Origin of the sequence: Nocardioides sp. zg-1228 (assembly GCF_017086465.1) — a bacterium.
Classification (GTDB): Bacteria; Actinomycetota; Actinomycetes; order Propionibacteriales; family Nocardioidaceae; genus Nocardioides.
Genome location: NZ_CP070961.1, coordinates 592,736 through 605,237, shown reverse-complemented (window position 1 = coordinate 605,237; position 12,502 = coordinate 592,736). Strand labels below are relative to the sequence as shown.

Below are 12,502 nucleotides of genomic sequence, written 5' to 3'. Positions count from 1 at the left end.
CTCATCCGAGGTTCACCACCAGGAGGGCGAGGACGAGGAGGAGCGCACCGCCGAGGACCGAGAGGGCGTAGGAGCGGACGAACCCGTTCTGGACGCGGCGCAGCGTCCTGGACAGGCCGCCGACTGCCGCCGAGCCGCCCTCGATGACCCCGTCGACGCCGACCCGGTCGAACGTCGTCAGGCCGCCGACGAGCTCGGCAGCGGGACGCACGACGACGGCGTCGTTGATGGCGTCGCCGTAGAGGTCGGCCCGGGCCGCCCGCGTCGCGAACGACACGTCCCGCGGCGCCTCGCGCGGGACCTCCCGCTTGCCCACCAGGAACCAGGCCGCGGCCACGCCCAGCGCGACGACGGCGGTGATGATCAGCGTGATCACGATGGCCGGCAGCGGGGGCTCGTGGTGCTCGGCGTGCCCGGTGACGGGCTCGAGCCACGTGACGATCCAGTCGCCGAGCAGCAGGACGCCGCCGAGGACCGAGAGCGCGGCCAGCACGATGAGCGGCACCGTCATCACCTTGGGCGACTCGTGCGGGTGCACGTCGGGCGCCCAGCGCTTGCTGGTGAAGAAGGTCATCAGCATCAGGCGCGTCATGTAGAAGGCGGTGATGCCGGCGCCGAGCAGCGCCAGGAGACCGATCAGCAGGTTGTCGGCCAGGGCCGACTCGATGATCTTGTCCTTGGACCAGAAGCCGGAGAAGCCGGGGAACCCGATGATCGCGAGGTAGCCCATCGCAAAGGTCACGAAGGTGATCGGCATCGCCTTGTTGAGCGCGCCGTAGTGGCGCATGTCGACGTCGTCGTTCATGCCGTGCATGACCGAGCCCGCGCCGAGGAACATGTTGGCCTTGAAGAACCCGTGCGTGAGCAGGTGGAAGATCGCGAACGGGTAGCCCACCGGGCCGAGGCCTGCGGCGAGCATCATGTAGCCGATCTGGCTCATCGTGGAGCCGGCGAGCGCCTTCTTGATGTCGTCCTTGGCGCAGCCGAGGATCGCGCCCCACAGGAGCGTGACGGTGGCGACGATGACCACAGCGGTCTGGGCGACGGGCGTGAGGTCGTAGATGAAGTTGGACCGCACCACGAGGTAGACGCCGGCGGTGACCATGGTCGCGGCGTGGATCAGGGCCGAGACCGGGGTCGGGCCCTCCATCGCGTCGAGCAGCCACGCCTGCAGCGGCACCTGGGCGGACTTGCCGCACGCGGCGAGCAGGAGCAGCAGGCCCAGGGCGTTGAGCGTGCCCTGGCCGGCCTCGCCGGCCAGCTCGCTGACGGCGCCGAAGTCGGTGGTGCCGAAGGTGGCGAACATCAGCGCGATCGCCAGCGACAGCCCGATGTCGCCCACGCGGTTGATGACGAAGGCCTTCTTGGCCGCGGCCGCCGCCGACGGCTTGTGCTGCCAGAAGCCGATGAGCAGGTAGGACGCCAGGCCGACGCCCTCCCAGCCCAGGAACAGGCCCACGAAGTTGGCCGAGAGGACCAGCGTGAGCATCGCGGCGACGAACAGGTTGAGGTAGCCGAAGAAGCGGCGGCGGCGCGGGTCGTGCTCCATGTAGCCGATGGCGTAGACGTGGATCAGCGAGCCGACGCCGGTGATGAGCAGCAGGAACAGCGCGGACAGCGGGTCGTAGAGCAGGTCCATGCCGACCGTCAGCGAGCCGGTCTCGAACCACGTCCAGAGGTGCTGGCCCATCTGGCGGGCGTCGTCCTCGCGCCCGAGCAGCGCGATGAAGAGCACGAGGCTGACCACGAACGACAGCGCGGTCGTCGCGGTGCCGAGGAGGTGGCCGTGCTTGTCGACGGCCGCCTTGAGCGAGGCGGGCAGGAACGGCGCGACGCCGAGCAGCAGGACCGCGCCGAGCAGCGGCAGCGCGATGACCAGCCACAGCAGGTCGAAGACGCCACCGGCACCGGTGTCGGGCGCGACGATCGGCGCGCTGGCGCCCTCGGCCATCGGCAGCCCTGCGGCGAGGACCGAGTGGGACAACAGGTTCACGAGTGCTCCCTCAGTACTTCAGCAGGCTGGCGTCGTCGACCGAGGCCGAGCGTCGGGTGCGGAAGATGGTCATGATGATCGCGAGCCCGATCACGACCTCGGCAGCGGCCACGACCATCACGAAGAAGGCGGTGATCTGCCCGTCGAGGTTGCCGTGCTGGCGGGCGAAGGCCACGAACGCCAGGTTGCAGGCGTTGAGCATCAGCTCGACGCACATGAACACCACGATGGCGTTGCGGCGCGTCAGGACGCCCACGCAGCCGATGGTGAACAGGATCGCCGAGAGGACGATGTACTGGGTCACTGGTCCGTGTCCTTGTCCGTGCCGACGACGGGGTCACCGGCGGCGTGGCTGTCGGCGTGCTTGACGACGTCCTCCTCGGTGGTGGCGGGCGAGCCGGCCTTGCCCGAGGTCTCCGGCATCGCGCTCGGGTCGCCGATCTGGCGGCGCACGTCGACGATGTCGTCGGCGAACGCCGGGGCCGAGCGGACCGTGCCGCGGGCGACGAGCACGCGCGAGACCGACGACTCGGCCGGCGTGCCGTCGGGCAGCAGCGCGGGGGTGTCGACCGCGTTGTGGCGAGCGTAGACGCCGGGCGCGGGGAGCGGACCGGGGTGCTTGCCGTGCTCGGCGTAGTCACGCAGCCGCTGGGCGGCGAGGTCGGCCTGCGTCGCCCTGGGCGTGAGGCGCTCGCGGTGGGCGAGCACCATCGCGCCGAGGGCTGCGGTGATCAGCAGCGCGCTGGTCGCCTCGAAGGCGAAGACGTAGCGGGAGAACAGGATGTTGGCGATCGCGGGCACGTTGCCCCCGGCGTTGGCCTCGTCGAGGCCGACGACCGTGCCGAGGGTGACCTGGCTGAGGCCCAGGACCAGCACGATCCCGAACATCAGGCCCAGCACGATCGCCATCGCGCGCTGGCCGCGGATGGTCTCCACGACGGAGTCCGTGGCGTCGACGCCGATGAGCATCATCACGAACAGGAAGAGCATCAAGATCGCGCCGGTGTAGACGATGATCTGCACCGCGAAGAGGAACGGCGCGTCGAGCACGGCGTAGAGGAACGCCAGGCTGATCATCACCACGGCGAGCAGCAGCGCGGCGTGCACGGCCTTGCGGACGAACAGGATGCCCAGCGCGGCCGCGACCATGATCGGGGCGAGGATCCAGAAGGTCATCGGGGTCCCCTCGGAGTTGTCGGACGGAGGAGCGGAGCGGAGGAGGACGAGAACTCCGTGGGGTGGTTCATCGGGGTCCCCTCGGAGTTGTCGGACGGAGGAGCGAAGCGGAGGAGGACGAGAACTCCGTGGGGTGGTTCATCGGGGTCCCCTCGGAGTTGTCGGACGGAGGAGCGAAGCGGAGGAGGACGAGAACTTCGTGGGGTGGTTCATCGGGGTCCCCTCGGAGTTGTCGGACGGAGGAGCGAAGCGGAGGAGGACGAGAACTGCGTGGGGCGGTTCATCGGGTCGCCCCCCGGTAGTAGTCGCCCTCGTCGTCGCCGAGGCGCATCGCGTGCGGCGGCTCCTCCATGCCCGGCAGGAGCGGGGCCAGCAGGTCGGACTTCTCGTAGATGAGGTCGGCCCGGTTGTCGTCGGCGAGCTCGTACTCGTTGGTCATGGTCAGCGCGCGGGTCGGGCACGCCTCGATGCAGAGCCCGCACAGGATGCAGCGCAGGTAGTTGATCTGGTAGACGCGGCCGTAGCGCTCACCGGGGCTGAAGCGACCGGAGCCGTCGGGCAGGTCGACGTTGGACGCGCCCTCGACGTAGATCGCGTCGGCAGGACAGGCCCAGGCGCACAGCTCGCATCCGATGCACTTCTCCAGCCCGTCGGGCCAGCGGTTGAGCTGGTGCCGGCCGTGGAAGCGCGGAGCGGTCGGCACCTTCTCGAACGGGTACTGCTCGGTGACGACCTTCTTGAACATCGTTCGGAAGGTGACGCCGAACCCGGCGATCGGGTCCCAGAGACTCTCCTTGATCCCCTTGGAGCCCTGCCCGGACTGAGACGACTCACTCATGGTTCTCCTCCGCTGCGGCGGTGACGGTGGTGCGGCTCTGGGCGAACGTGAGGGGCTGGGCGCCGCCGCGGACGGCACCGCCGGTCGGCATCGGCGGCACGGGGAACCCGCCGGCGAACGCGTCGTGCGGCTCCTCGCGCGCCTCGACGGGCTCGTCCTCGGACGTCTTGTCCCCGACGAACATCAGCCCGACGGTGAGGACCAGCAGCACGGCGATCGCGGCCACGAGGTAGGTGCGGTTGATGTTGCCCTCGAGCGAGATGACGCGGATGGTCGCGACGGCCACGATCCAGGCCAGCGAGACCGGGATGAGCACCTTCCAGCCCAGCGCCATGAACTGGTCGTAGCGCATGCGGGGCAGCGAGCCGCGCAGCCACACGAACAGGAAGATGAAGCAGAAGACCTTGCCGAAGAACCACAGCAGGGGCCAGTAGCCGCTGTTGGCGCCCTCCCACACGTGCTCGATGCCCCACGGCGCGGCCCAGCCGCCGAGGAAGAGCGTGGTGGCGATGGCCGACACGGTCGCGAGGTTGATGTACTCGGCCAGGAAGAACAGCGCGAACTTGAGGCTGGAGTACTCGGTGTGGAAGCCGCCGACCAGCTCGCCCTCGGCCTCAGGGAGGTCGAAGGGCGCGCGGTTGGTCTCGCCGACCATCGAGATGACGTAGATGACGAAGGACGGCAGCAGGATCAGGCCGAACCAGAGCCGGTCCTGTGCGGCGACGATCTCCGAGGTCGACATCGACCCGGCGTAGAGGAACACCGCCACGAGCGCGAGGCCCATCGCGACCTCGTAGGAGATCATCTGCGCGCTCGAGCGCAGACCGCCGAGCAGGGAGTAGGTCGAGCCGGACGACCAGCCGCCGAGGACGATGCCGTAGATGCCGATCGAGGCGATGGCGAGCATGAAGAGCACCGCCACGGGCATGTCGGTGAGCTGCAGCGGGGTCCGGTGGCCGAAGAAGTTGACCTCGGGCCCGAGCGGGATCACCGCCCAGGTCACGAAGGCGGGCACGACCGCGATGATCGGCGCCACCAGGAAGACGACCTTGTCGGCCGCCTTGGGGACGATGTCCTCCTTGAGCGCGAGCTTGACGCCGTCGGCCAGCGACTGCAGGAGGCCGAAGGGACCGTTGACGTTGGGCCCGGGGCGGTGCTGCATCCGGGCCACGACCCGGCGCTCGAACCAGATGTTGAACAGGGTCAGCAGCACCAGGACCAGGAAGATGAGCACGGCCTTGAGCGCGATCACCCACCACGGGTCCTGGCCGAAGGCGGCCAGGCCGGGGTCCGGGAGGTCCGCCGCCAGCGGAGCGAGCATCGTCATCGTGAGGCTCCCTTCAGGGTGACCGGGCTGCCGGGCGAGGCGAGCTCGGCGAGGACGCCGCGGCCGAAGGACCGGGCCGGGACCCAGACCACGCCGTCGGGCAGGTCGGCGACCTCGACGGGCAGCGTCACGCTGCCCCGGTCGCCGGTGACGGTGACGAGCTGCTCGCCGCCGGGCTGGGCCTCGAGCATGCCGAGCACCGACTCGTAGGACGCACGGCTCACGCGGGCCACGGGCCTGCGGGCGGTGGCGCGCAGGTGCTCCTCGCCGTCCTGCAGCGAGCCGAGGTCGATGAGCTGCTTCCAGGTCGCGAGCGCGAACGCGGTCTCGCCCTTGCGGACCGGCTTGGCCGGACGCGGGGCCTTGCCGGCCTCCAGCGCCGGGCGGGCGCCGTCCCACGGACCGAGGGACTGCATCTCCTCGCGCACCTCGCCCACCGTGCGGAAGCCGAGCGGGCGACCCTGGCCGAGCGCGGCGAGCTCGTCGGCGATGCCGGACAGGACGCGCAGGTCGGGGAGGGAGGCGGGGTTGGCGAAGACCGCGTCGAAGGCGCGGGCCCGGCCGTCCCACGTCACGAAGGTGCCGGCCTTGTCGGTGACCGGTGCCACCGGCAGGACGACGTCGGCGACGCGGGTCACGTCGGTCTCGCGGAGCTCGAGGCTGACCACGAAGCCGGCCGCGTCGAGGGCGGCGCGGAACGCGGCCGGGTCGGCCGTGTCGTCGGGGTCGACGCCCGCGACGACGAGGCCGCCGAGCTCACCCTTGGCCAGGGCCGCCACGATCGCGTTGCCGTCGCGTCCGGCCTTGGCGGGCAGCGCGTCCACGCCCCAGGCGGCACCCACGTCGACGCGGGCGGACGCCTCGGCGACGGGACGACCGCCGGGCAGCAGGTGGGGCAGGGCGCCCGCCTCGACCGCTCCGCGGTCTCCGGCACGGCGCGGCACCCAGGCGATCCGCGCGCCGGTGCCGGCGGCGAGCTCGGCGGCGGCGGCGAGGGCGCCGTGGGTCTGGGCGAGCCGCTCGCCGACGAGGATCACGGCGTCGTTGGTGATGCCGTGCTCGGCGTCCTTGAGCGAGCCGATCACCTCGGCCTCGGTGCCGGGCGCGGCCGGCACGAGCCGGCCGTTCATCTTGGCGAGGCCGCGCGAGGTGTAGGGCGCGACGGACACGACCTGCGTACGCCCGCGCTTGGCCGCCTTGCGCAGCCGCAGGAAGATGGCCGCGGCCTCGTCCTCGGGCTCGAGGCCGAGCAGCACCACGACGGGTGCGGCCTCGAGGTCGGCGTAGGTGACGTCACCGGCCAGCGCGACGTGGGAGGCCAGGAAGGCGGCCTCCTCGGCGCTGTGCGGGCGGGCCCGGAAGTCGATGTCGTTGGTGCCGAGCGAGACCCGCGCGAACTTCGCGTAGGCGTAGGCGTCCTCGGCGGTCAGCCGGCCACCGGTGAGCACGGCGGCGGCGCCGGCGTCACGCAGGCCGCGCGCGGCGACGGCGAACGCCTCGGGCCACGAGGCCGGACGCAGCTCACCGTTGTCGCGGACCTGCGGGTAGGTGATCCGGTCGGGGAGCTGGGTGTAGCGGAAGGCGAACCGGTCCTTGTCGCTGATCCACTCCTCGTTGACCTCGGGGTCGTTGCCGGCCAGGCGGCGCATCACCTTGCCGCGGCGGTGGTCGATGCGGATCGCGGAGCCGCAGGCGTCGTGCTCGGCGACGCCGGGCACGGAGACCAGGTCGAACGGGCGCGAGCGGAAGCGGTAGTCGGCCGAGGTGAGCGCGCCGACCGGGCAGATCTGGATCGCGTTGCCGGAGAAGTAGCTCTCGAAGGGCTCGCGCTCGTAGATCGCGACCTGCTGGAGCGCACCGCGCTCGGCGAGGGCGATGAACGGGTCGCCGGCGATCTGCTCGGAGAAGCGGGTGCAGCGCGCGCACAGCACGCAGCGCTCGCGGTCGAGCAGCACCTGGGCGGAGATGTTGATCGGCTTGGGGAACGTGCGCTTGATCCCACCGTGCTCGGAGAACCGGCTCTCACCGCGGCCGTTGCTCATCGCCTGGTTCTGCAGAGGGCACTCGCCGCCCTTGTCGCACACCGGGCAGTCGAGCGGGTGGTTGATCAGCAGGAACTCCATGATCCCCTGCTGCGCCTTGTCGGCCACCTCGCTGGTCGCCTGGGTGTTGACGACCATGCCGTCGGCCACCGGAAGCGTGCACGAGGCCTGCGGCTTGGGGAATCCCCGGCCGTTGCCGGCGTCGGGGATGTCGACCAGGCACTGGCGGCACGCGCCGACCGGGTCGAGCAGCGGGTGGTCGCAGAAGCGCGGGATCTGCACGCCGACCTGCTCGGCGGCGCGGATGACGAGCGTGTCCTTGGGGACGCTGACCTGGACGCCGTCGATGGTCAGGGTGACCAGGTCGGTGTCGATCTTCTCCGGCGCCTTGTCGGTCGTGCTCATGCGGGTGCTCCCACCGGTGCGAAGGCGGTCGAGGCGGCCGGGTCGAACGGGCAGCCGCCGTGGGTCAGGTGCGCGAGGTACTCGTCGCGGAAGTGCTGGATCGAGCTCGAGATGGGGCTCGTGGCACCGTCACCGAGGGCGCAGAACGCGCGGCCGAGGATGTTGTCGCACTGGTCGAGGAGCAGGTCGAGGTCGTCCTCGCTGCCCTGCCCGTTCTCCAGCCTGGCCATCGTCTGGGTCAGCCACCACGTGCCCTCGCGGCACGGGGTGCACTTGCCGCACGACTCGTGCTTGTAGAACTCGGTCCACCGCAGCACCGCGCGCACCACGCAGGTGGTCTCGTCGAAGAGCTGCAGGGCGCGGGTGCCCAGCATGGAGCCGGCGGCGCCGACGGCCTCGAAGTCGAGCGGCACGTCGAGGTGCTCGGGGGTCAGCAGCGGGGTGCTGGAGCCGCCGGGCGTCCAGAACTTGAGCTCGTGGCCCTCGCGCATGCCGCCGGCCAGGTCGATCAGCTCGCGCAGGGTGATGCCGAGCGGCGCCTCGTACTGGCCCGGGTTGGTGACGTGGCCCGAGAGGCTGAAGATGCCGAAGCCGTTGGACTTCTCGGTGCCCATCCCGGCGAACCACGCGGCCCCGTTGGCGATGATGCTCGGCACGGAGGCGATCGACTCGACGTTGTTGATCACCGTCGGGCTGGCGTAGAGGCCGGCGACGGCCGGGAACGGCGGGCGCAGCCGCGGCTGGCCGCGGCGGCCCTCGAGGCCCTCGAGCAGCGCCGTCTCCTCGCCGCAGATGTAGGCGCCGGCACCGGCGTGCACGATGAGGTCGAGGTCGTAGCCCGAGCCGTGGATGTTCTTGCCGAGGTGGCCGGCCAGGTAGGCCTCCTGCACCGCGCGCTGGAGGCGGCGGATGACGTGGAGGACCTCACCGCGCACGTAGATGAACGCGGTGTGGGCGCGGATCGCGTAGGAGCTGATGATGACGCCCTCGACCAGCGTGTGGGGGCTGGCCATCATGAGCGGGATGTCCTTGCAGGTGCCCGGCTCGGACTCGTCGGCGTTGACGACGAGGTACTTGGGCCGGGGGTTGTCCTGCGGGATGAAGCCCCACTTCATGCCGGTCGGGAAGCCGGCGCCGCCGCGACCGCGGAGGCCGGACTCCTTGACGGCGTTGATCACGTCGTCGGGCGACATCGCGAACGCCTTGTCGACGGCCGCGTAGCCGCCGTGCTCCTCGTAGGACGCCAGGGTCCAGGCGCGCTCGGCGTCCCAGTTGGCGGTGAGGACGGGGGTCAGTGTGTCCGTCACTTGCTCTCTCCCTCCGGAGCCGTCCAGCCCTTCTCACGGGCGATCGCGAGCCCGGCCAGCGAGGCGGGGCCGGCGGCCGGCCCCTCGTCGGCGCGGTCGTCGGGGAAGCCGGCGAGCACCCGCTCGGCCTCGCGCCACGTGCACAGGCGCGGGCCGCGGGTGGAGCGGACCTCCTTGCCGGCACGCAGGTCGTCGACGACCTCCACGGCCGACTCCGGCGTCTGGTTGTCCATGAACTCCCAGTTGACCATCATCACCGGGGCGTAGTCGCACGCGGCGTTGCACTCGACGTGCTCGAGGGTGATCTTGCCGTCCTCGGTGGTCTCGTCGTTGCCGACGTCGAGGTGCTCCTTGAGCCGCTCGAAGATCAGGTCGCCGCCCATCACCGCGCACAGCGTGTTGGTGCACACGCCGACGTGGTAGTCGCCGACCGGCTTGCGCTTGTACATCGTGTAGAAGGTCGCCACGCCGTTGACCTCGGCGGCGCTGATGCCGAGCACCTCGGCGCAGGCCTCGATGCCCTCGGGCGTGACCCGGCCCTCGACCGACTGCACGAGGTGCAGCATCGGCAGCAGGCCCGAGCGCTTCTCGGGGTAGCGGTCCGCGATCTCGCGCAGCTCGGCCCAGGTCTTCTCGTCGAGGCCAGGGCGCTCGAGGCTGTGGTCGGCGCTCATCGGTCGACTCCTCCCATCACGGGGTCGATGGAGGCGATGGCGACGATGACGTCGGCGACCATGCCGCCCTCGCTCATCACGCTCGTCGCCTGCAGGTTGGTGAACGACGGGTCGCGGAAGTGGGCGCGGAAGGGCCGCGTGCCGCCGTCGGAGACGACGTGGGCGCCCAGCTCGCCCCGGGGCGACTCGATCGGGACGTAGGCCTGTCCGGCCGGGACCCGGAAGCCCTCGGTGACCAGCTTGAAGTGGTGGATCAGGGCCTCCATCGACTCGCCCATGATGTGGCGGATGTGGTCGAGGCTGTTGCCCATGCCGTCGCTGCCGATGGCGAGCTGGCTGGGCCACGCGATCTTCTTGTCGCCCACCATCACGGGCGCGCCCTCGAGACCGGCGAGGCGGTCGGCGCACTGCTCGACGATCTTGAGCGACTCCCACATCTCGTTGAGCCGGATGCGGAAGCGGCCGTAGGAGTCGGCGGTGTCCCAGGTCTGGACCTCGAAGTCGTAGTCCTCGTAGCCGCAGTAGGGCTGGGTCTTGCGGAGGTCCCAGGCGTAGCCGGTCGAGCGCAGCACCGGGCCGGTGAGCCCCAGCGCCAGGCAGCCGGCGAGGTCGAGGTGCCCGACACCCTCCAGGCGGCCCTTGAAGATCGGGTTGGCGTTGCACAGCGCGGCGTACTCGGGCAGCCGCTTCCTCATCAGCGCGATGAAGTCGCGGATCTCGTCGAGCGCACCGGGCGGCAGGTCCTGCGCGACGCCGCCGGGGCGGATGAACGCGTGGTTCATCCGCAGGCCGGTGATCAGCTCGAACAGGTCGAGCACCAGCTCGCGCTCGCGGAAGCCGATGGTCATGACCGTCAGCGCGCCCAGCTCCATGCCGCCGGTGGCGATCGCGACGAGGTGGGAGGAGAGCCGGTTGAGCTCCATCAGGAGCACGCGCATGACCTGCGCCTTCTCCGGGATCTGGTCCTCGATGTCGAGCAGCCGCTCCACGCCCAGGACGTAGGTCGCCTCGTTGTAGAACGGGGAGAGGTAGTCCATGCGGGTGCAGTAGGTGACGCCCTGCACCCAGGAGCGGTACTCCATGTTCTTCTCGATGCCGGTGTGGAGGTAGCCGATGCCGCACCGGGCCTCGGTGACCGTCTCCCCCTCGAGCTCGAGGATGAGCCGGAGCACGCCGTGGGTCGAGGGGTGCTGCGGACCCATGTTGACCACGACCCGCTCGTCGGCGGACTCGCTGATGCTCTGGGTGATCGAGTCCCAGTCCTGGCCGGTGACGGTGAAGACGCGGCCCTGGCTGGTCTCGCCCGGGGTGGCGTAGAGGTCGTTGTCGGTAGCCATCAGTTGTAGCTCCTGCGCTGGTCGGGCGGAGGGATGGACCCGCCCTTGTACTCGACGGGGATGCCGCCGAGGGGGTAGTCCTTGCGCTGCGGGTGGCCCGGCCAGTCGTCCGGCATGAGCACCCGGGTCAGAGCGGGGTGACCGTCGAAGATCATCCCGAACATGTCGTAGGTCTCGCGCTCGTGCCAGTCGAGCGTCGGGTAGATGCTCACCAGGCTCGGCACGTGCGGGTCGCTGTCGGGCGCCGTGACCTCGACCCGGATCAGCCGGTTGTGGGTCATCGACGTCAGGTGGTAGACCGCGTGGAGCTCGCGCCCCGTGTCGTCGGGGTAGTGGACCCCGCTGACGCCGGAGCAGAACTCGAAGCGGAGAGCCTCGTCGTCGCGGAGCATCTGCGCCACGAAGGGCAGGTCCTCGCGCCGGACGTGGAAGGTGATCTCGCCGCGGTGCACCACGACGCTCTCGATGGCCGAGGTGAGCCCGGCGGCCTCGAGGCGCTCCTCGAGCGCGTCGGCCACCTCGTCGAACCAGCCGCCGTAGGGCCTCGGGGACGCCTCGGGGAAGCGGATCGCCTTGACCAGGCCGCCGTAGCCGGACGTGTCGCCGGTGCCGGTGACACCGAACATGCCGTGGCGCACGCCGACCGCGTGCATCTCACCCGTCGGCGCCGGCACGTTCTCCGGCGACTGCTCGGGCGCGCGCTGCTCGACGCCGGTGCCGGTGCCGGTCTGGGCCTTGGCGTTCTCGAGGTTGCGCTCCTCGGCCGGACGCGCCGCCTCGTTGGAGTCGGTCTTGTCGTCGGACTCGTCGGCGGCCTTGCCGGCGGCCTTCTCGTCGGGCTTCTCGGTCATCGCAGCAGCCCCTTCATCTCCGAGGTCGGCAGCGCGCGCAGGGCGTCGGTCTCGAGTGCGGCGACCTCCTCGCGGCGGTTGGCGCCGAGCTTGGTGTGCTGGACCTGGTCGTGCAGCTTGAGGATCGCGTCGATCAGCATCTCCGGGCGCGGCGGGCACCCGGGCAGGTACATGTCGACGGGGACCACGTGGTCGACGCCCTGCACGATCGCGTAGTTGTTGAACATGCCGCCGGACGAGGCGCACACGCCCATCGCGAGCACCCACTTGGGCTCGGGCATCTGGTCGTAGATCTGGCGCAGGACGGGTGCCATCTTCTGGCTCACCCGGCCGGCGACGATCATCAGGTCGGCCTGGCGCGGGCTGGCCCGGAAGACCTCCATGCCGAAGCGGGCGAGGTCGTACTTGGGGCCGCCGGTGGTCATCATCTCGATGGCGCAGCAGGCCAGGCCGAAGGTGGCCGGCCAGAACGACGCCTTGCGCATGTAGCCCGCGACGCCCTCGACGGTGGTGAGCAGGACGCCGCTCGGCAGCTTCTCCTCGAGTCCCATG

General features: G+C 70.6%; 10 protein-coding genes and 1 pseudogene. All 11 read right to left on the bottom strand.

From position 1 onward, the window contains the following. Position 1: 1 nt before the first annotated feature. Positions 2 to 1,951 (bottom strand): NADH-quinone oxidoreductase subunit L, encoded by a 1,950-nt coding sequence (gene nuoL, locus JX575_RS02900; protein WP_186340424.1) that lies wholly within the window; start codon positions 1,949 to 1,951, stop codon positions 2 to 4. A 52-nt stretch (positions 1,952 to 2,003) separates the two neighbouring features. Further along, on the bottom strand, positions 2,004 to 2,297 hold the full coding sequence (gene nuoK, locus JX575_RS02895; RefSeq protein WP_129456153.1) for an NADH-quinone oxidoreductase subunit NuoK: 294 nt from the start codon (positions 2,295 to 2,297) through the stop codon (positions 2,004 to 2,006). Then, a pseudogene (locus tag JX575_RS02890) lies at positions 2,294 to 3,181 on the bottom strand (NADH-quinone oxidoreductase subunit J); the annotation flags it as partial. The pseudogene JX575_RS02890 and the gene nuoK, both read right to left, overlap by 4 nt. 268 nt (positions 3,182 to 3,449) lie before the next feature. Beyond that, the gene (gene nuoI / locus JX575_RS02885; protein WP_206054495.1) at positions 3,450 to 4,007 is read right to left on the bottom strand and encodes an NADH-quinone oxidoreductase subunit NuoI; all 558 of its coding nucleotides are present in this window, start codon (positions 4,005 to 4,007) and stop codon (positions 3,450 to 3,452) included. Further along, positions 4,000 to 5,334 carry an NADH-quinone oxidoreductase subunit NuoH gene (gene nuoH / locus JX575_RS02880; RefSeq protein ID WP_186340176.1) on the bottom strand — a complete coding sequence of 445 codons (1,335 nt, stop codon included), beginning with the start codon at positions 5,332 to 5,334 and terminating at the stop codon, positions 4,000 to 4,002. The genes nuoI and nuoH overlap by 8 nt, the downstream gene beginning before the upstream one ends. Continuing rightward, a complete protein-coding gene (locus JX575_RS02875) occupies positions 5,331 to 7,781 on the bottom strand; it encodes an NADH-quinone oxidoreductase subunit G (RefSeq protein WP_186340175.1) in 2,451 nt (816 codons plus the stop codon). Before JX575_RS02875 ends, nuoH begins: the two co-directional genes overlap by 4 nt. Next, positions 7,778 to 9,088 carry an NADH-quinone oxidoreductase subunit NuoF gene (gene nuoF / locus JX575_RS02870; protein ID WP_186340174.1) on the bottom strand — a complete coding sequence of 437 codons (1,311 nt, stop codon included), beginning with the start codon at positions 9,086 to 9,088 and terminating at the stop codon, positions 7,778 to 7,780. Before nuoF ends, JX575_RS02875 begins: the two co-directional genes overlap by 4 nt. Beyond that, entirely contained in the window at positions 9,085 to 9,762 is a 678-nt protein-coding gene (nuoE, locus tag JX575_RS02865) for an NADH-quinone oxidoreductase subunit NuoE (RefSeq protein ID WP_186340173.1), read from the bottom strand. Before nuoE ends, nuoF begins: the two co-directional genes overlap by 4 nt. After that, the gene (locus tag JX575_RS02860) at positions 9,759 to 11,099 is read right to left on the bottom strand and encodes an NADH-quinone oxidoreductase subunit D (RefSeq protein WP_186340172.1); all 1,341 of its coding nucleotides are present in this window, start codon (positions 11,097 to 11,099) and stop codon (positions 9,759 to 9,761) included. Before JX575_RS02860 ends, nuoE begins: the two co-directional genes overlap by 4 nt. Beyond that, a complete protein-coding gene (locus tag JX575_RS02855; RefSeq protein ID WP_186340171.1) occupies positions 11,099 to 11,950 on the bottom strand; it encodes an NADH-quinone oxidoreductase subunit C in 852 nt (283 codons plus the stop codon). The genes JX575_RS02860 and JX575_RS02855 overlap by 1 nt, the downstream gene beginning before the upstream one ends. After that, positions 11,947 to 12,501, bottom strand: a complete 555-nt coding sequence (locus JX575_RS02850) for an NADH-quinone oxidoreductase subunit B (protein WP_186340170.1) — start codon at positions 12,499 to 12,501, stop codon at positions 11,947 to 11,949. Before JX575_RS02850 ends, JX575_RS02855 begins: the two co-directional genes overlap by 4 nt. Position 12,502: the final 1 nt, after the last annotated feature.

Bases quoted from the DNA above. Each gene is read 5' to 3' on its own strand.
- nuoI (WP_206054495.1), bottom strand. From the start codon at position 4,007: ATGAGTGAGTCGTCTCAGTCCGGGCAGGGCTCCAAGGGGATCAAGGAG.
- JX575_RS02855 (WP_186340171.1), bottom strand. From the start codon at position 11,950: ATGACCGAGAAGCCCGACGAGAAGGCCGCCGGCAAGGCCGCCGACGAG.
- JX575_RS02850 (WP_186340170.1), bottom strand. From the start codon at position 12,501: ATGGGACTCGAGGAGAAGCTGCCGAGCGGCGTCCTGCTCACCACCGTC.
- nuoH (WP_186340176.1), bottom strand. From the start codon at position 5,334: ATGACGATGCTCGCTCCGCTGGCGGCGGACCTCCCGGACCCCGGCCTG.
- nuoE (WP_186340173.1), bottom strand. From the start codon at position 9,762: ATGAGCGCCGACCACAGCCTCGAGCGCCCTGGCCTCGACGAGAAGACC.
- JX575_RS02860 (WP_186340172.1), bottom strand. From the start codon at position 11,099: ATGGCTACCGACAACGACCTCTACGCCACCCCGGGCGAGACCAGCCAG.
- nuoL (WP_186340424.1), bottom strand. From the start codon at position 1,951: ATGGCCGAGGGCGCCAGCGCGCCGATCGTCGCGCCCGACACCGGTGCC.
- JX575_RS02875 (WP_186340175.1), bottom strand. From the start codon at position 7,781: ATGAGCACGACCGACAAGGCGCCGGAGAAGATCGACACCGACCTGGTC.